The organism is Nocardia sp. NPDC051833, from assembly GCF_040681225.1.
In the GTDB taxonomy this organism is placed as follows: domain Bacteria; phylum Actinomycetota; class Actinomycetes; order Mycobacteriales; family Mycobacteriaceae; genus Nocardia.
In genome coordinates this window covers 3,849,227-3,866,770 of record NZ_JBFAYK010000001.1, presented here as the reverse complement: position 1 = coordinate 3,866,770, position 17,544 = coordinate 3,849,227, and the positions used below count along the sequence as shown (strand labels likewise).

Genomic DNA, 17,544 nt, shown 5'->3' with positions numbered 1-17,544 from the left:
GTGCGCCGCGATCAGCGCAGGATCTGACGCGCCATCACCAGACGCTGGATCTGGTTGGTGCCCTCGTAGATCTGGGTGATCTTGGCGTCGCGCATCATGCGCTCGACCGGGAAGTCGGTGGTGTAGCCGGCGCCACCGAAGAGCTGGACGGCGTTGGTGGTGACCTCCATGGCCACGTCGGAGGCGAAGCACTTGGCGGCGGCGGAGATGAAGCCGAGGTTCTTCTCGCCACGCTCGGCGCGGGCGGCCGAGGTGTAGACCATCAGGCGGGCGGCCTCGATCTTCATCGCCATGTCGGCCAGCATGAACTCGGTGTTCTGGAAGCTGGCGATGGTCTTGCCGAACTGCTTGCGATCCTTGGTGTAGGCGATCGCGGCGTCGAGCGCGCCCTGGGCCAGGCCGACGGCCTGCGCGCCGATGGTCGGGCGGGTGTGGTCGAGGGTCTGCAGCGCGGTCTTGAAGCCGGTGCCCGGCTCGCCGATGATGCGGTCGCCGGGGACGCGGCAGTTCTCGAAGTACAGCTCGGCGGTGGGCGAACCCTTGATGCCCAGCTTGTGCTCGAGCGGGCCGACGACGAAGCCCTCGTCGTCCTTGTGGACCATGAACGAGGAGATGCCGTTGGCACCCTTCTCGGCGTCGGTCACCGCCATCACGGTGTACCACTCGGACTTGCCACCGTTGGTGATCCAGCACTTGGAGCCGTTGATGATCCAGTCGTCACCGTCGGCCTTGGCGCGGGTGCGCATCGAGGCGGCGTCGGAGCCGGCCTCCCGCTCGGACAGCGCGTAGGAGGCCATCTTGCCGTCCACCAGGTCGGCGAGGACCTTCTGCTTCAGCTCCTCGGAGCCGTTGAGGATCAGGCCCATGGTGCCGAGCTTGTTGACGGCGGGGATCAGCGAGGACGAACCACAGACGCGGGCGACTTCCTCGATCACGATGCAGGTGGCGACCGAGTCGGCGCCCTGGCCGCCGTAGGCCTCGGGCACGTGCACGGCGTTGAAGCCGGCGGCGTTGAGGGCGGTCAGCGCCTCCTCGGGGAAGCGGGCGTTGCCGTCGACGTCCTTGGCGTAGGGCGCGATCTCCTTCTCGGCGAGGCCACGGATGGCGCCACGGAGCTCATCGTGGAAGTCCTCGAGCTGGAACAGGTTGAAATCCGGGTTTCCCGCCATCGGGCACTCTCCTGGTCGTGGTGGTGATCGCTGCGGTCGACAGCGCGTCCTGCATCGGCACCGAGTGCCAATCGGACTTGATTATACGCCCGGCACTCTACCCCCACATGGGGATATACCGGTGGCACTCAGTGTCACCTCAAGCTGTAGCCGCCGGAGCGGCGCTCACAGGTTACCGAGCTGGGCGGTGATCAGGTCCGCCACCTTGCGCGGCGGCATGTCCCGCGGGAAGACCGCGACGACCAGCTCCTCGCGCGGCGACTGCTCGCGCCTGCCGCGCGGGATCATGGCCAGTTCGGTGCGCAGGTCGGCGACCGCGGCCGCGGACTCGCCGCGCACCATCCGGCGCAGCAGATAGTTGTGCGTCGCGGTCACCGCGGCGGTGAACTGCACCCGGACCAGGTCCGGCACATCGGGCAGCTGCTCGCGCAGGTAATCGGTGAACAGGCGCTCGTACCGGAACACCGTCACGATCTCGCGCTCGCGCAGCGCGGGCACCCGCCGCACCACCTGATACCGGCGCGCGGCGATATCGCGCCACTGGGTGAACCGCTCGAACACCCCGATCACGGCCTCGCACACCGCCTCCCACGGGTCGCCCTCGGCCCGCCGCAACGACTCCTCGGCCAGGGCCAGCTGGAACTCGTGATCGGCGAAGATCACGTCCTCCTTGGACCGGAACTGCCGGAAGAAGGTCCGGCGGGAGATGCCCGCCGCCACCGCGATCTCGTCCACCGTCGTCGCCTCGTACCCCCGCTCGGCGAACAACCGCAACGCCTGATCCACCACCGTGAGCCGGAACTGCGCCGCGTCGTCGTGTGCCACCCGACCACCGTAGTCACCGGCCACGACGGCCGATGACGCCGGTTGTTCCGGCGGAGGGAACCGCCGGGTCCATGGTCACCAGGTGCGCCCGTGCCCGCCCCGGTGCGGTCGGCGCACCTCAGTAGAACACGTTCCGGCGCAACACAAGTGGAGGAACCCAGCTCCCAGCGCGGCCTATTGCCGACAACTGATACTCGTTCTACCTTGTGCTGCATGGCTTTCAACCTCGCCGACCTCTTCGAACACGCCGTCGACGCCGTGCCCGACCGCACCGCGATCATCTGCGGCGAACGCCGGGTCACCTATCGGGAGCTCGACGATCGAGCCAACCGCTTGGCGCATCACCTGGCGGCCCGTGGCGTCGGCAAGGACGACCACGTCGGCGTGTACTCCCGGAACTCGATCGAGGCGGTGGAGGCCATGTACGCGGCCTTCAAACTGCGCGCGGTGCCGGTGAACGTGAACTATCGCTATGTGGCCGACGAGGTCCGGTATCTCGCCGACAACGCCGACCTGGTCGCGCTGATCCACGAGCGCGGATACGCCGACATCGTCGCCGAGGTCGCGCCCCGGCTCGCGAAGCTCGCGCACGCGATCGTCGTCGAGGACGGATCGGACGCGGACTACACCCGCTACGGCGGTGTCGAATACGAGGCCGCGCTGGCGGCCCACTCGCCCGCCCGCGATTTCGGCGAACGCGGCGCCGAGGACCGCTACGTCCTCTACACGGGTGGCACCACCGGATATCCGAAGGGCGTGATGTGGCGCCACGAGGACGTCTGGCGGGCACAGGGCGGCGGCATCGCGCACCTCACCGGCGAGTACATCACCGACGAATACCAATTCGCGAACCAGGCCGCGGCCACCGACTACGTGATGACCTGGCTGCCGGTCGCGCCGCTGATCCACGGCGCGGCGCAGTGGACGGCGTTCATCGCCTTGAACTCCGGCGGCACCCTCGTGCTCGCGCCGCGGTTCGACCCCGACGACATCTGGCGCGCCGTCGAGCGGCACCGGGTCCACATGCTCCAGATCGCGGGCGACGCGATGGCCCGTCCGCTGCTGGAGGCCTACCTGGCGGGCGACTACGACGTGTCGTCGCTGCTCACCATGAACAGCAGCGCGGCGCTGTTCTCCCAGTCGCTCAAGGCCCGCTACGTCGAGGCGTTCCCCACCCTGATCATCACCGACACCGTTGGCGCCTCGGAGAGCGGGCTGACCGGGATCGGCCAGCTGAGCGTGGACACCGATCATTCGGCGGGGCCGCGCGTGCGCTTCAGCAAGCAGGCCGTGCTGATCGACGACGACGGCGCCCCGGTCGCCCCGGTGCCCGGAGCCGTCGGCCGGATGGCCCGCAGCGGCCCGGTGCCGCTGGGCTACTACAAGGACCCGGGAAAGAGCGCGACGATCTTCGTCGAGATCGACGGGGTGCGCCATGTCGTGCCCGGCGACTACGCGCGCTACGAGGCCGACGGCATGGTCACCCTGCTGGGACGCGGTTCGGAATGCGTCAACACCGGCGGGGAGAAGGTGTTCCCCGAGGAGGTCGAGGGCGCGCTGAAGTCCGCCCCCGAGATCGTCGACGCGCTGGTCATCGGCGTGCCGGATGAGCGGTTCGGCGCGGCGGTGGCCGCCCTCGTGCAGCCGCGCGCCGGCGCTACGGTCGATGTGGCGGCCCTGGGCGCCCACGTTCGCACCAAGATCGCGGGATACAAAGTGCCACGCACCTTCTGGATCGTGGACGAGATCCGGCGCCAGCCCAGCGGCAAGGCGGATTACCCCTGGGCGAAGCGCTACGCCGCGGCCAACCCGGAGACCGCGCTGACCGCGGCACGCCAGGGCTAGCCCAGCAGCTTGGTGCGCAGCGCCTCGTCCTTGTCGAGGACCATCTGCTCGAGTCCCGCCTGGAACTGCTCCATCCGGGCGCGCAGGGCGGGATCATGGGCGGCCAGGATGCGCACGGCCAGCAGACCGGCGTTGCGGGCACCGCCGATGGAGACGGTGGCGACCGGGACGCCCGCGGGCATCTGCACGATCGACAGCAGCGAGTCCATGCCGTCGAGATACTTCAGCGGCACCGGAACGCCGATCACCGGCAGCGCGGTGGCCGAGGCGACCATGCCGGGCAGATGGGCGGCGCCGCCCGCGCCCGCGATGATCACCTGCAGGCCACGGCCCGCGGCGTCGCGCGCGTAGTCGAGCATGCGCTGCGGGGTGCGGTGCGCGGACACCACGCCCACCTCGAACCGGATGCCGAACTCGGCCAGCGCCTCGGCGGCGGCCTCCATCGTCGGCCAGTCGGAATCGCTGCCCATGATCAAGCCGACCTGGGGACCGATGTTGCTCACGTGCGCTCCTGTGTTGTCGGCGGCTGGCGCCGCGGGGTTTTCGGCCTCGTGACCTCGCCTCCGAGGGGCGATACTGCGCCTTCGGCGTTACGTCTCGCCCCTCGGAGGCGAGGCGGCCGAAAACGTGGTGGTCACGTTAGGGGGCGGGGTCAGGTTGGGGTGGGGTGTTCAGGCGCCGTGGGGGTCCCAGCCGTCGGTCCAGACGGCGTGTGACATCCAGTGGGCGGCGCGTTCGGCCTTCTCGCGGACCTCGGTGACATCCTCGCCGAGGACGTTGATGTGGCCGATCTTGCGGTCGGGGCGTTCGCCCTTGCCGTAGAGGTGGACCTTCGCCTCCGGCAGGCGGGCGAACAGGTGGTGCAGGCGCTCGTCCATCGGCATCTCGGGCGCCTCGGGGGCGCCGAGGATGTTGGCCATCACCGTCACCGGGGCGAGCGGGGTGGTGTCGCCGAGCGGGTAGTCCAGGACCGCGCGCAGGTGCTGCTCGAACTGACCGGTGCACGCGCCGTCCATACCCCAGTGGCCGGAGTTGTGCGGACGCATCGCGAGCTCGTTGACGAGCAGCGCGCCGTCGTGGGTCTCGAACAGCTCGACGGCCATCACGCCGACGACGCCGAGGCCTGCGGCCAGCTCCAGCGCCATGGTCTCGGCCTGGGCGCCCAGGTCCTCGGGCAGGTCGGGGGCGGGCGCGAGCACGACGGCGCACTGACCGTTGCGCTGCACGGTCTCCACCACCGGCCAGGTCGCGGCCTGACCGAACGGCGACCGCGCGACCATGGCCGACAGCTCCCGCTTCAGGTCGACCTTCGCCTCGGCGAGCAGCTGCACGCCGTGCGCGAGCTGGTCGGTGACCAGCCGCTCGGCCTCGGCCGCGTCGGCGGGCATCCACACGCCACGGCCGTCGTAGCCGCCGCGCACGGCCTTGAGGACGAACGGCCAGCCGTGCTCGTCACCGAAGGCGATCGCGTCGGCGGGCGCGGTGACCTCGGTGAACGCGGGCACCGGTAGCCCGAGCTCGGACAGCTTGGTCCGCATGGCCAGCTTGTCCTGGGCGAAGATCAGCGCCTGCGGCGGCGGGGCCACGTTGACGCCCTCGGCGACCAGGATCTCGAGGTGTGCCGTCGGCACGTGCTCGTGATCGAAGGTCAGCGCGTGCGACCCGACCGCGGCCTTGCGCAGGGCGGACAGATCGTCGTGGCTGCCGAGGACGACATCGGGGGTCACCTGCGCGGCAGGGTCCTCGGGGCGCTCGGCGAGCACCCGGAGACGCTGGCCGAGGGCGACGGCGGCCTGATGCGTCATGCGCGCGAGCTGGCCACCACCGACCATCGTGACGGTGGGCATGGCAGACGGATCGAACGAACGTGCACTCACGTCGTGCAATGTTGTCATGTCGAAAGCGAATCTTTGCTACCGGTACACTCGGAACTCGTGTCAATCGTCGACGACGTGGTCAGCGTCCTTCCCCCGCGCCTGCGCGAGCTAGCGTTCCGGCATCAAGAGCTGATCAAGTTCGCCATCGTCGGTGCCACCACGTTCGTGATCGACAGCGGCCTGTTCTACCTCCTGAAATGGACGGTGCTGGCCGAGAAACCGGTCACCGCCAAGATCATCTCCGGGGTCGTGGCAGTGATCGCGTCCTACATTCTCAACCGGGAATGGTCGTTCAAGAATCGCGGCGGCCGAGAGAAGCATCACGAGGCGTTGCTGTTCTTCGGTGTCAGCGGCATCGGCGTCATCCTGAGCAACATTCCCCTGTGGATCTCGAGTTACGTCCTCGATCTGCGCCAGCCCGATGTGAGTTTCCTGGTCGAGAACGTCGCCGACTTCGTCAGCGCGTTCATCATCGGCAACCTGCTGCAGATGGCGTTCCGGTTCTGGGCGATGCGCCGCTGGGTCTTCCCGGACGAGATGAACGAGATCGTCGCCGAGTTCGAGGACCTCATCGAAGAGGAACAGGAACCGCTCGGCCGCAGCTGAGTCACCGTGGCTCGGTGAGGGTCGCGTTCGGCGACCGGTTGACCTTCGAGCCGAGGAACACCGCGAACAGCGCCGGGCGGCGACGCTGGAGTTCCAGCCGGCCACCGTCGGCCTCCACCAGTGCCCGCGCCAGCGCCAGGCCGACACCGGTCGAGCCACCGGCCGAGAAGCCGCGGTCGAAGATGTGCGGCGCGAGCTCGTCGCGCACACCCTCGCCCTCGTCGGCCACCTCCACGCAGATCAGCGGATCGCGCGAGCTCATCGTCGGCACCGTGCGCACCGACACCGTGCAGGTGCCGCCGCCGTGCATCAGGGCGTTGTCGACCAGCACCGCGACGGCCTCGCGCAGCCGGGAGCCGGTGATCGGGGCACGCAGGGACTCGTCGCCGATCAGGCGCAGTTCGCGGCCCTCCTCGGTGAACGGGCGGGCCCATTCGGCCATGACCCCGCGCAGCTCGGCCATCACCGGGACCGGATCGCGGTCGGCGGCGTCCTCGTCGCGGGAGGCCCGGACCAGGTCGTCGATGGCCTCGGTGAGCCGGTCGACCTGCGCCATCGCCTCCTCGGCCTCGTGCACCACCTCGGGGTCGGCGTGGGTGGACAGCTCGTCCAGGCGCAGGCGCACCGCGGTCAGGCGGCTGCGCAGCTGATGGGAGACGTCGGCGACCAGCGCGTGCTCGCGTTGCAGCCTGCCCGCGATCTCGACGGTCGCCGAATCGAGCACGTCGGAGACGCGGTCCAGCTCGGCGATGCCGTGCCTGCGCGGGTCGGGGCGGAAGTCGCCCATGGCCAGCCGGGCGGCGCGGGCGGCCACGTCGCGCAGCGGGTCGGCGACCCGGCGCGCGGTCACCACCGCGACCGAGAACGCGGCGCCGAGCGAGGCGAGCACGGCCAGCGCGACCGCGGCCACCGCCTGCTCCTGCCGGGCGTGCATGGGCCCGGCGGGGACCTCGAGCCGCAGCGACCCGGAGGTACCCATCGACAGCGACTCGACGAGCGGATCGTCGACGTGGTCGACACCGATATCGGTGCGCGCGGCATTGTCGAGCGGCGTCGGGTAGACGATCGTCAGTTTGCCGCCCTCGGGCACCAGCGCTCGCATGGCGCGCACGTCGAGGCCGTCGTGCACGGTGCCGTCGCCGCGCTCCTGGGCGATCACCTCGGCGGCGATCCGGTCCAGGCGGCTCTGCAGGTCGTTGCGGGTGATGTCCTCGACCCAGAGCCAGGCCGTGTAGATCAGCGGAACGCCGAGCACCACCGTGGTGATGGTCAGCACGGTCAGGATCGAGCGCAGGATGCGGCGGCGCACGGCCCTGATCAGCCTCGGCCCGCGCTCGACGGCCCGTCGGTGTTGAGCCGGAACCCGACACCGCGCACCGTGACGATGCGACGCTCGGCCATCGGGCCCTCGTCGCCGATCTTGCGGCGCAACCAGGACATGTGCATGTCCAGGGTCTTGGACCCGCGCAGGTCGGCGTCACCCCAGACCTCGCGCAGGATGGTCTCGCGCGGCACCACCTGCCCGGCCCGGTCGATGAGCACCTTGAGCAGCTCGTACTCCTTGTTGGCCAGGTTCACCTCGGCGCCGTTGACCAGCACCCGGCGCGCGGCCGGTTCGAGCCGGATCCCGCCGACTTCCACCGCGTCGTCACCGATGCCGCTGCGCCGCAGCAGGGCGCGCACCCGGGCCAGCAGCTCGGCCAGCCGGAACGGCTTGCCGACGTAGTCGTCGGCGCCCGCGTCCAGCCCGACGACGAAGTCGACCTCGTCGGTCCGCGCGGTGAGCATGAGCACCGCCAGATCGGCGCCGCTGGCCCTGACCTGCCTGCACACTTCCAGCCCGTCCATACCGGGCAGACCGAGGTCGAGGATCAGCAGATCGTGATCGCCCTCGAGGGCGCGGCGCAGCACCGCGGGACCGAACCGTTCGACGGTGACGGTGTAGCCCTCGCGGCCGAGGGCCCGGGACAGCGGCGCGGCGATCGCCTCATCGTCTTCGGCGAGCAGTACGGCGGTCATGTGCTCAGATTACGGATACCGGTCCCGGTGGGCCGGGAGCTCACCGATAACCGCCCCAGGTCTGGTCACGGCGGCTGCTGCCCGCCTCGAAGACCTCGTGGTAGAGCAGCGCGTGCACCTGCTGCACCTGGGGGATGTCGTCGTATTCGAGCGGTTCCTCCGACGACGAGCCGATGATCAGCGTGCCGGTACCGAGCATCCGGTCGAACACCCCGTGCTGGAACTGCACGCTGGAGATGCGGCTGAGCGGGATATCGATGCCGGTGTGGGTGAGTACGCCCTGGCGGACCAGCACCCGGCGGTCGGTGATGATGAAATGGGTGGACTTCCAGGCGATCACCTTGCCGACGCAGCGCCACAGGATCAGCCCGAGCCAGATCAGCCCGATGAGCAGCAGCAACACGGTGCGCACGTGCCCCTCGGTGTTGCGCCAGGCGAGGCCGCCGAGGAAACCGGCGACGGCGGTTCCGGCGATGAGTGTGACAACCGGCCACACCAGCATCTTCCAGTGCGGATGGCGGTGCAGGATCAGCTGTTCGTCGGGCGCGAGAACGTCCTCCGGGTACCCCATGGCCGAACGATACCCCGTTGGGACGCCGCATTTCCCGATGCCACGGCCGAGGCGATACTGTGGCTTCCACGCTAGATGCCAGGTTTTGCCCATATCTGCTTGCTCGACACCCGACAGTGGAGGCACGCGTGACCAAAGCTCTGACTCAGCTCGAAATCCTGACGGCCCTGGAGCCGGTCGCCGAACAGAATCTCAATCGGCACCTCTCGATCGCCAAGGACTGGAATCCGCACGATTACGTCCCGTGGGAGGAAGGCCGCAATTTCGCGGCGATGGGCGGAATCGATTGGGAGCCGGAACAATCCAGACTCTCCGACGTCGCCAAGGCGGCGATGATCACCAACCTGCTCACCGAGGACAATCTGCCGTCCTACCACCGGGAGATCGCCGAGAACTTCTCCCAGGACGGCGCCTGGGGCACCTGGGTCGGTCGCTGGACCGCCGAGGAGAACCGGCACGGCATCGTGATCCGCGACTATCTGGTCGTCACCCGCGGCGTCGACCCGGTCGCCCTGGAAGAGGCCAGGATGATCCACATGACCCAGGGCGCGCACGCGCCGGACAACTGGGGCGGGTTCCTGGTCAACGTCGCGTACGTGACCTTCCAGGAGCTGGCCACCCGGGTCAGCCACCGCAACACCGGCCGCGTCTGCGACGACCCGGTCGCCGACCGCATGCTGGCCCGCGTCGCCACCGACGAGAACCTGCACATGATCTTCTACCGCAACCTCTGCGGCGCGGCTCTGGACCTGGTCCCCGATCAGGCGATGCCCGCGATCACCAAGGTGCTCACCAATTTCCAGATGCCCGGCGCGGGCATGCCGAACTGGCGGCGCAACGGCGTGCTGATGGCCAAGCACGGCATCTACGACCTGCGCCAGCACCTCGACGAGGTCGTCCAGCCGGTGCTCAAGCAGTGGAACATCTTCGACCGCACCGATTTCGGCGCGGCGGGCGAGGCGGCGCGCGACGATCTGGCGCAGTTCATCGACAAGCTGGAGAAGGACGTGCTGCGCTTCGAGGAGCAGCGCGACCGGCTGCTGGCGCGCGAGCGCGAGGTGGCCGAGCGCAACGCGAGCGTCGCCGCGCGCTGATCGGGCCGAGCGGTCCCGGCCCGCCGGGACCGCTCACCTCAGTACTGGCCGCGCAGGTGGCTCACGTCGCCGGCGGAGACCGCCTCGGCGCCGATCAGCAGCCGGCCGGTGTCGTCGATGCCGGTCGCGACCCCGGTGACGGTCTTGCCGCCGGGCAGCTCGGCCCGTACTTCGACGCCGAGGGTGGCGCAGCGCTCCCGATAGGCCGCCGCGAGCTCGTCGCTCGCCCACCCGGCCCGCTCCCACGCGGTGAAGCGGCCGGCGAACTCGGTGAGGATCGCCGCGACCAGCGCGGTCCGGTCGACGTTCTCGGCACCGGCCAGTCGCAGCGAAGTCGCGTGCGGTACCGGCAGTTCCGCCTCGGCGAGGTCGACATTGAGACCGATCCCGACCACCACGGCGGGCGCGACGCCGGTCGCGGCCACCTCGGCCAGGATGCCGGAGAGCTTGCGGCCGTCGAGCAGAACGTCGTTGGGCCACTTCAGTTCCGGCGCGACCCCGGCCGTGCCGCGCACCGCGTCGACGACCGCGATCCCGGTCAGCAGGGGCAACCAGCCCAGCGCGCCGGGTTCGATCCCGGGCAGCCGGACCAGGATCGACAGCGAGATCTGCGCGCGCGGCGGGCTCACCCAGGTGCGGGCGTGCCTGCCGCGGCCGCGCACCTGCTCCTCGGCCAGCAGCGCCTGCCGGTCGACGGCCGGATCCGCGGCGCGGGCCACCAGGTCGGCATTGGTCGATCCGGTCGATTCGACCACGTCGATCCGGTCGTAGAACGCCGGTGCCGGGGTGGCGAGAGAGCTGCGCAGACGTGGCGCGTCGATCGGTGCCCTGTTCATTCCGGGAACGCTACTCGGCCGCGTAGGGGCAACATTGTGACCGTACCTAGCTGGGGTTTCTGTACTGGCCGGTAGGCGAGACTGCCGTAGTGCGACGTGGTGTCACTCGTTACACTCGCAACCCATGACGAGTGTCCAGCAGCAGCCCGCATCGGATTCGGCGGGCACCCCCGATATCCACACGACCGCCGGGAAGCTGGCTGACCTGCGGAATCGGCTGGAAGAAGCGCAACACCCGATGGGTGAGGCCGCGGTCGACAAGGTGCACGCCAAGGGCAAGATGACCGCCCGCGAGCGCATCCTCGCCCTGGTCGACGAGGGCTCCTTCGTCGAGCTCGACGCCCTCGCCAAGCACCGCAGCGTGAACTTCGGCCTGGAGAACAACCGCCCGCTCGGCGACGGCGTGGTGACCGGTTACGGCACCATCGACGGCCGCGACGTGTGCCTGTTCTCGCAGGACGTCACCGTGTTCGGTGGCTCGCTGGGCGAGGTGTACGGCGAGAAGATCGTCAAGGTCATGGACCTGGCCATCAAGACCGGCCGCCCGCTGGTCGGCATCAACGAGGGCGCGGGCGCGCGCATCCAGGAGGGCGTCGTCTCCCTGGGCCTCTACGGCGAGATCTTCCACCGCAATGTGCAGGCCTCCGGCGTGATCCCGCAGATCTCGCTGATCATGGGCCCCGCCGCCGGTGGCCACGTGTACTCCCCCGCGCTCACCGACTTCGTGGTGATGGTCGACCAGACCTCGCAGATGTTCGTCACCGGTCCCGACGTGATCAAGACCGTCACCGGTGAAGAGGTCACCATGGAGGACCTGGGTGGCGCGCACACCCACATGACCAAGTCCGGCGTCGCCCACTACGTGGCCTCCGGCGAGCAGGACGCCCTCGACTACGTCAAGGACCTGCTCAGCTACCTGCCGAGCAACAACCGCGCCGAGGCGCCGCGGCACGCGCCGAGCGACCCGATCAACGGCGCGATCGAGGACTCGCTCACCGACGAGGACCTCGAGCTCGACACGATCATCCCGGACTCGCCGAACCAGCCGTACGACATGCACGAGGTCATCACCCGGCTGCTCGACGACGACGAGTTCCTCGAGGTCCAGGCCGAGCGCGCGATGAACATCATCTGCGGCTTCGGTCGCGTCGACGGCCGCAGCGTCGGCATCGTCGCCAACCAGCCGACCCAGTTCGCCGGCTGCCTCGACATCGACGCGTCGGAGAAGGCCGCGCGCTTCGTGCGCACCTGCGACGCCTTCAACATCCCGATCATCACCCTGGTCGACGTGCCCGGCTTCCTGCCCGGCACCGGCCAGGAGTACAACGGCATCATCCGGCGCGGCGCCAAGCTGCTCTATGCCTACGGTGAGGCCACTGTGGGCAAGATCACGATCATCACCCGCAAGGCCTACGGCGGCGCCTACGACGTCATGGGTTCCAAGCACATGGGCGCCGATGTGAACCTGGCGTGGCCGACCGCGCAGATCGCCGTCATGGGTGCCTCCGGCGCCGTCGGCTTCGTCTACCGCAAGCAGCTGTCCGAGGCCGCCAAGAACGGCGCCGACGTGGACGCTCTGCGCCTCGAGCTGCAGAACGAGTACGAGGACACCCTCGTGAACCCGTACGTGGCGGCCGAGCGCGGTTACGTCGACGCGGTCATCCCGCCCTCGCACACCCGTGGCCAGATCGTGTCGGCGCTGCGACTGCTCGAGCGCAAGATGGTGACCCTGCCGCCGAAGAAACACGGCAACATTCCGCTCTGAAAGCGCGATATCCCCGGTAGGCCGCGCACACTTGTTGCTATGACGCAACTATTGATCGTCGCGTCCCTACCGGGAATGATCGCGTCTACCGCGCTGTAGGACATCGGAGTACCACAGCTTCGCCACCGGGGAAGATCTCCCGGACGAGGCAGGAAGGATCTGGCACTGTGACAACTGTGGCAGAAGAAGACGTGTTGACCGCCGCCGAGCTCGAGCTCGCCGTCGAACCACTCGTCGACGAGGTCGAACTGTCCGCAAGCGCGGTTGCCGTCGAGCCCGCGGAGAGCCTCGGTGAGCCGATGTTCCGCATCGTGAAGGGCTCGCCGACCGATGAGGACATCGCGGCGCTGGTGGCCGTGCTGAGCGCGGCGGCCGCGAACGCCCCCGCGGGCGGCGCGACCGGCCCGACCGACAACTGGGGCAGGGCGACGCTGATGCACCGGGGCACGTCCCCGTTCTCGCCGTACGCGTACCCGCTGCTGTCGCACCTGCGCTGATGCACCGGTGACCCGGCTGGTTCTGGCCTCCGCGTCCCCGGCCCGCCTCGGGATCCTGCGCACGGCGGGTATCGATCCCGTCGTGCGCGTCTCGGGCGTCGACGAGGACGCGGTCTCGGCCGCGCTGCCCCCTGACACCTCCTCGCACGATGTCGTCGTCGCCCTGGCTCGCGCCAAGGCGGTCGACGTCGCCGCGTCGATTCCCGAATTCGCCGCCGATTGCGTCGTCGTCGGCTGCGACTCCATGCTGCTCGTCGACGGGCAGCTGCAGGGCAAACCGCACACGCCCGAGGTGGCGCGTGCCCGCTGGGCCGGCATGGCCGGTCGCAGCGCCGATCTGATCACCGGGCACTGCGTGCTGCGGCTGCGGGACGGCGCCGTCGTCGCCGAGTCGGCGGAGTGCAGCAGCACCACGGTGCATTTCGCCAAGCCGGCTCCCGACGAGCTCGACGCCTACATCGCCACGGGCGAGCCGCTACAGGTCGCGGGGGCGTTCACCCTCGACGGGCTGGGCGGCTGGTTCGTCGACCGGATCGAGGGCGATCCGTCCAGCGTGATCGGGATCGGCCTACCGCTGTTGCGCAGGCTGCTCGAAGACGTCGGCGTCGGTGTCACGCAGCTGTGGCGGGACGCGCGGGCCTGACGGCGCGATCACCGGCTGCTCCCCGGTCGCGACCGGTCCGGCGGCCCGCTCCGGCGCGGAGTTCTCCGCGCCGAGGGTGAGTTCCAGGCGGGCCGTGCACAGTTCCGGCTCGACGAACGGGTGCAGCTGCACGTCGACCCGTCCGCGCGCGCCGTTGCGCTCGAGCACCTCCCGCATGAGCCCCATGTGCACCCCGCACACCACTTCGGCGTGCGAGCGGGCCAGTTCTCGCAGCGGGCAGGCGGTGAGGTTGATCTGCACGTGCTCGGCCGTCTCGCCGACCGGGTCCTTCTCCGGCGCGAAGCCGAGTTCCGACATCAGCGACATGGTGATGTCCCTGGCGTCGGCCAGCGTCTCCACCGGGTGCGTGCCGATGTCCATCCGGGCGCCCCAGGCGCGACCGGCGGCTACCGCAGCGGCCGAGCGGGTGACGGGATCGGGGCCGAGATGGTCGGCGAGGACCTGCGCGAGCTCCTGATAGCCCACCGAGCGCTGCACGGCGCGGTACCCGATGCGGGGACGGCCACGGCCGCGGGGCGGCTGCTGGAACTGCCGGACGAGGGATTCGCGGGTGAGGACATCGAGATGGAATCGGACGGTGGTGACATGCTGTCCGGTGATTCTGGCCAGTTCCTGGGCGTCGAGGGGCTCGGTGGCGCCACGTAGGATCGCGAGCAGTCGCCGTCGCGGCCAAGAATCGGACATAGCTCACCCCTCCTCTCCAGAGACTTTATCGGACAGCTCTGCGCTTTATTCGACCATTGTGTCGATTCGTGATGTGCCAACACAGACATACCATCGGCTACGACCCCAGCACACTGTCGCACCCGCCCATACTCTCGCGTGAAGGACCACACCGTGCCCGTCGCCCCGGATCCGCACCCCGCCTTCGGTTCCTACGCAGTCCCGCACCGATTGGTAACCACAGAATGGCTGTCCGCAAACATCGGTGTACCCGGTTTGAAGATCATCGAGTCGAACGATGACATCCTCCTCTATGACATCGGCCATGTGCCCGGCGCGGTCAAAATAGATTGGCGTGGCGACCTGAGCGACCCGGTCACCCGCGATTACGTCGACGGCGCCCGGTTCACCGAGCTGATGCGCGCCAAGGGCATCCGGCGCGACGACACCATCGTGATCTACGGCGACCGCGACAACGCGCAGGCCGCGCACACCGCCTGGATCTTCACCCTCTTCGGCCACGAGGACGTCCGCCTGCTCGACGGCGGCCGCGACGCCTGGATCTCCGAGGAACGTGACACCACCTTCGACCTGCCCTACCCGGCGCCCAGCGACTATCCCGACGTCGAGCGCGACGACACCGCCGCCCGCGCGTTCCGCGAGGAGGTGCTGACCCGCCTGGGCAGCCCGCTGGTCGACGTGCGCTCGGCCCAGGAGTACTCGGGCGAGGGCGAGGACAAGCCGCTCGATCAGGAGTACGCGACGCTGCGCGGCGGACACGTGCCGACCGCGGTGAACATTCCGTGGGCGCACGCCTGCGCCACCGACGGCCGATTCCGGTCCAGAGCCGAGCTGGACGAGATCTACGGGGCGCTGCCCGCCGAGGATCTGGTCGTCTACAGCCGGGTCGGCGAGCGGTCCAGCCACACCTGGTTCGTCCTGACCTTCCTGCTCGGCCGCAGGTCGGTGCGCAATTACGACGGCTCCTGGATCGAATGGGGCAATTCGGTGCGGTTGCCGATCAGCCGGGGCCTCGAACCGGGCAGCGCGAACCGGATCAATTGAAACGTGTTCACATCACAGCGCGCCGAGTACTGTGACCTGCGACCTACTCGACAGTAGGGCTAGCCGAGTTCGGGTCCAATTGGCAGACTGCCTACACTCGCCCGAGACGAAAGTTGTCGATACCGGGCACGGGGCCTACACGGCGACCCGTCCCCCGAAGCGACCAAAGATTGCACACAGGAGGCTCAGTGCCCAGCCATGCCAGCGCACGGATCACGAAGGTACTCGTAGCTAACCGCGGCGAGATCGCGGTCCGCGTGATCCGGGCTGCCAAGGACGCGGGGATCACCAGCGTCGCGGTGTACGCCGAGCCCGATGCCGACGCTCCCTTCGTGAAGCTCGCCGACGAGGCGTTCGCCCTCGGCGGTCAGACCTCGGCCGAGTCGTACCTCGTGTTCGACAAGATCCTCGACGCCGCCGCCAAGTCCGGCGCCGACGCGATCCACCCGGGATACGGCTTCCTCTCCGAGAACGCCGACTTCGCCCAGGCCGTCCTCGACGCCGGGCTCATCTGGATCGGCCCCTCGCCGCAGTCCATCCGCGACCTGGGCGACAAGGTCACCGCGCGCCACATCGCCGAGCGCGCCAACGCGCCGATGGCCGCGGGCACCAAGGACCCGGTCAAGAACGCCGACGAGGTCGTCGCGTTCGCCAAGGAGTTCGGCGTCCCGGTGGCCATCAAGGCCGCCTTCGGTGGCGGTGGCCGCGGCATGAAGGTCGCCCACACCATCGAGGAGATCCCCGAGCTGTTCGAGTCGGCGACCCGTGAGGCCATCGCCGCCTTCGGCCGCGGCGAGTGCTTCGTCGAGCAGTACCTGGACAAGGCCCGCCACGTCGAGGCCCAGGTCATCGCCGACCAGCACGGCAACGTGGTCGTCGCCGGTACCCGCGACTGCTCGCTGCAGCGTCGCTTCCAGAAGCTCGTCGAGGAGGCGCCCGCGCCGTTCCTGTCCGACGACGTCCGCGCCAAGATCCACGACTCGGCCAAGCGCATCTGCCGCGAGGCGGGCTACTACGGCGCGGGCACCGTGGAGTACCTGGTGCAGGGCGAGACCGTGTCCTTCCTCGAGGTGAACACCCGCCTGCAGGTCGAGCACCCGGTCACCGAGGAGACCGCGGGCATCGACCTGGTGCGTCAGCAGTTCGCGATCGCCAACGGCGAAGAGCTCTCGATCAAGGAAGACCCCACCCCGCGTGGCCACTCCTTCGAGTTCCGGATCAACGGTGAGGACGCCGGTCGCGGCTTCCTGCCCGCCCCCGGCCCGGTCAGCGTCTACCGCGAGCCCACCGGCCCCGGTGTGCGCGTGGACTCCGGCGTCGTCGAGGGCAGCGTCATCGGCGGTCAGTTCGACTCGATGCTGGCCAAGCTGATCGTCACCGGCGAGAACCGCGACCAGGCGCTGCAGCGCGCTCGTCGCGCGCTGGCCGAGTTCCAGGTCGACGGCCTGGCGACGGTCATCCCGTTCCACCGCGCGATCGTCGAGGACCCGGCCTTCGTCGGTGACGGCGAGAAGTTCGAGGTCTACACCAAGTGGATCGAGACGGAGTGGAAGAACACCGTCGAGCCGTTCACGGCCGGCGCTCCCGCCGACGACGAGGACGAGGATCTGCCCCGGCAGAAGGTCGTCGTCGAGGTCGGTGGCCGTCGCGTCGAGGTGTCGCTGCCCGGTCAGTTCACCCTCGGTGGTGGCGCCGCCGGTTCGGCCGGTAACGGTGCCGGTGTCATCCGCAAGAAGCCGAAGGCGCGCAAGCGTGGCGGCGCGGGTGCCGGTGCGGCCTCCGGTGACGCGGTCACCGCGCCCATGCAGGGCACCGTCGTCAAGGTCGCGGTCGAAGAGGGCCAGACCGTCGAGGCGGGCGACCTGATCGTGGTGCTCGAGGCCATGAAGATGGAGAACCCGGTCAACGCGCACAAGGCGGGTGTGGTCACCGGCCTGGCCGTCGAGGCGGGCGCCGCGATCACCCAGGGCACCGTCCTGGCGGAGATCAAGTAGTAGGTCAGCACGTCGGAGACGGGCGCCGGTCGATCACGACCGGCGCCCGTCGTC

Annotated in this window: 17 protein-coding genes; 8 read left to right on the top strand and 9 right to left on the bottom strand. The window is 69.3% G+C overall.

Features of this window, described 5'->3' with window-relative positions:
* Nucleotides 1-11: 11 nt before the first annotated feature.
* Nucleotides 12-1,169 carry an acyl-CoA dehydrogenase gene (locus tag AB0L91_RS17515; protein ID WP_355271701.1) on the bottom strand — a complete coding sequence of 386 codons (1,158 nt, stop codon included), beginning with the start codon at nt 1,167-1,169 and terminating at the stop codon, nt 12-14.
* A 165-nt stretch (nt 1,170-1,334) separates the two neighbouring features.
* Entirely contained in the window at nt 1,335-1,994 is a 660-nt protein-coding gene (locus AB0L91_RS17510) for a TetR family transcriptional regulator (RefSeq protein WP_355271700.1), read from the bottom strand.
* Nucleotides 1,995-2,207: 213 nt separating this feature from the next.
* Between AB0L91_RS17510 and AB0L91_RS17505 the strand changes: the two genes are divergently transcribed.
* Nucleotides 2,208-3,839 (top strand): acyl-CoA synthetase, encoded by a 1,632-nt coding sequence (locus AB0L91_RS17505; protein ID WP_365011030.1) that lies wholly within the window; start codon nt 2,208-2,210, stop codon nt 3,837-3,839.
* Here the strand turns inward: AB0L91_RS17505 and purE are convergent.
* A complete protein-coding gene (gene purE, locus AB0L91_RS17500) occupies nt 3,836-4,342 on the bottom strand; it encodes a 5-(carboxyamino)imidazole ribonucleotide mutase (RefSeq protein WP_357349603.1) in 507 nt (168 codons plus the stop codon). The genes AB0L91_RS17505 and purE overlap by 4 nt on opposite strands.
* Nucleotides 4,343-4,510: 168 nt before the next feature.
* Nucleotides 4,511-5,734 carry a 5-(carboxyamino)imidazole ribonucleotide synthase gene (locus AB0L91_RS17495; RefSeq protein WP_365011027.1) on the bottom strand — a complete coding sequence of 408 codons (1,224 nt, stop codon included), beginning with the start codon at nt 5,732-5,734 and terminating at the stop codon, nt 4,511-4,513.
* A gap of 39 nt (nt 5,735-5,773) precedes the next feature.
* On the opposite strand from AB0L91_RS17495, the gene AB0L91_RS17490 reads away from it, so the two are divergent.
* Nucleotides 5,774-6,322 (top strand): GtrA family protein, encoded by a 549-nt coding sequence (locus AB0L91_RS17490; protein ID WP_365011026.1) that lies wholly within the window; start codon nt 5,774-5,776, stop codon nt 6,320-6,322.
* A 1-nt stretch (nt 6,323) separates the two neighbouring features.
* Here AB0L91_RS17490 and AB0L91_RS17485 read toward each other — a convergent pair whose 3' ends face one another.
* From AB0L91_RS17485 to AB0L91_RS17475, 3 genes are read right to left on the bottom strand one after another with little or no spacing between them, the layout of a single operon-like run.
* On the bottom strand, nt 6,324-7,631 hold the full coding sequence (locus AB0L91_RS17485) for a HAMP domain-containing sensor histidine kinase (protein WP_365011024.1): 1,308 nt from the start codon (nt 7,629-7,631) through the stop codon (nt 6,324-6,326).
* A gap of 8 nt (nt 7,632-7,639) precedes the next feature.
* Nucleotides 7,640-8,341, bottom strand: coding sequence for a response regulator transcription factor (locus AB0L91_RS17480; protein ID WP_019045310.1), 702 nt, complete (start codon nt 8,339-8,341; stop codon nt 7,640-7,642).
* 40 nt (nt 8,342-8,381) lie between these two features.
* Complete coding sequence (locus AB0L91_RS17475; RefSeq protein ID WP_355271689.1) at nt 8,382-8,912, bottom strand: PH domain-containing protein; 531 nt, start codon at nt 8,910-8,912, stop codon at nt 8,382-8,384.
* 128 nt (nt 8,913-9,040) lie between these two features.
* Here AB0L91_RS17475 and AB0L91_RS17470 point away from each other — a divergent pair, with 128 nt between their 5' ends.
* On the top strand, nt 9,041-10,006 hold the full coding sequence (locus tag AB0L91_RS17470; RefSeq protein ID WP_355271687.1) for an acyl-ACP desaturase: 966 nt from the start codon (nt 9,041-9,043) through the stop codon (nt 10,004-10,006).
* A 38-nt stretch (nt 10,007-10,044) separates the two neighbouring features.
* Here AB0L91_RS17470 and AB0L91_RS17465 read toward each other — a convergent pair whose 3' ends face one another.
* Nucleotides 10,045-10,842 carry a biotin--[acetyl-CoA-carboxylase] ligase gene (locus tag AB0L91_RS17465; RefSeq protein ID WP_365011021.1) on the bottom strand — a complete coding sequence of 266 codons (798 nt, stop codon included), beginning with the start codon at nt 10,840-10,842 and terminating at the stop codon, nt 10,045-10,047.
* A gap of 124 nt (nt 10,843-10,966) precedes the next feature.
* Here AB0L91_RS17465 and AB0L91_RS17460 point away from each other — a divergent pair, with 124 nt between their 5' ends.
* The 3 genes from AB0L91_RS17460 (at nt 10,967) to AB0L91_RS17450 (ending at nt 13,747) form a co-directional block, all read left to right on the top strand.
* Nucleotides 10,967-12,607 (top strand): acyl-CoA carboxylase subunit beta, encoded by a 1,641-nt coding sequence (locus AB0L91_RS17460; protein ID WP_355271683.1) that lies wholly within the window; start codon nt 10,967-10,969, stop codon nt 12,605-12,607.
* 167 nt (nt 12,608-12,774) lie between these two features.
* The gene (locus tag AB0L91_RS17455; RefSeq protein ID WP_355271681.1) at nt 12,775-13,104 is read left to right on the top strand and encodes an acyl-CoA carboxylase epsilon subunit; all 330 of its coding nucleotides are present in this window, start codon (nt 12,775-12,777) and stop codon (nt 13,102-13,104) included.
* A gap of 7 nt (nt 13,105-13,111) precedes the next feature.
* Nucleotides 13,112-13,747: a nucleoside triphosphate pyrophosphatase gene (locus AB0L91_RS17450; protein ID WP_365011019.1), complete on the top strand. Its 636-nt coding sequence runs from the start codon at nt 13,112-13,114 to the stop codon at nt 13,745-13,747.
* On the opposite strand, the gene AB0L91_RS17445 is transcribed toward AB0L91_RS17450, so the two are convergent.
* Entirely contained in the window at nt 13,673-14,452 is a 780-nt protein-coding gene (locus AB0L91_RS17445) for a transcriptional regulator (RefSeq protein WP_355271678.1), read from the bottom strand. The genes AB0L91_RS17450 and AB0L91_RS17445 overlap by 75 nt on opposite strands.
* Before the next feature lie 153 nt (nt 14,453-14,605).
* On the opposite strand from AB0L91_RS17445, the gene AB0L91_RS17440 reads away from it, so the two are divergent.
* On the top strand, nt 14,606-15,496 hold the full coding sequence (locus AB0L91_RS17440) for a sulfurtransferase (protein ID WP_365011329.1): 891 nt from the start codon (nt 14,606-14,608) through the stop codon (nt 15,494-15,496).
* Nucleotides 15,497-15,684: 188 nt separating this feature from the next.
* Nucleotides 15,685-17,490 carry an acetyl/propionyl/methylcrotonyl-CoA carboxylase subunit alpha gene (locus tag AB0L91_RS17435; RefSeq protein WP_357349617.1) on the top strand — a complete coding sequence of 602 codons (1,806 nt, stop codon included), beginning with the start codon at nt 15,685-15,687 and terminating at the stop codon, nt 17,488-17,490.
* Nucleotides 17,491-17,544: the final 54 nt, after the last annotated feature.

What these genes read in the sequence shown, in the direction of transcription:
- AB0L91_RS17480 (WP_019045310.1), bottom strand. Translation starts at nt 8,341, where the DNA reads ATGACCGCCGTACTGCTCGCCGAAGACGATGAGGCGATCGCCGCGCCG.
- AB0L91_RS17495 (WP_365011027.1), bottom strand. Translation starts at nt 5,734, where the DNA reads ATGACAACATTGCACGACGTGAGTGCACGTTCGTTCGATCCGTCTGCC.
- AB0L91_RS17445 (WP_355271678.1), bottom strand. Translation starts at nt 14,452, where the DNA reads ATGTCCGATTCTTGGCCGCGACGGCGACTGCTCGCGATCCTACGTGGC.
- AB0L91_RS17460 (WP_355271683.1), top strand. Translation starts at nt 10,967, where the DNA reads ATGACGAGTGTCCAGCAGCAGCCCGCATCGGATTCGGCGGGCACCCCC.
- AB0L91_RS17505 (WP_365011030.1), top strand. Translation starts at nt 2,208, where the DNA reads ATGGCTTTCAACCTCGCCGACCTCTTCGAACACGCCGTCGACGCCGTG.
- AB0L91_RS17515 (WP_355271701.1), bottom strand. Translation starts at nt 1,169, where the DNA reads ATGGCGGGAAACCCGGATTTCAACCTGTTCCAGCTCGAGGACTTCCAC.
- AB0L91_RS17465 (WP_365011021.1), bottom strand. Translation starts at nt 10,842, where the DNA reads ATGAACAGGGCACCGATCGACGCGCCACGTCTGCGCAGCTCTCTCGCC.
- AB0L91_RS17475 (WP_355271689.1), bottom strand. Translation starts at nt 8,912, where the DNA reads ATGGGGTACCCGGAGGACGTTCTCGCGCCCGACGAACAGCTGATCCTG.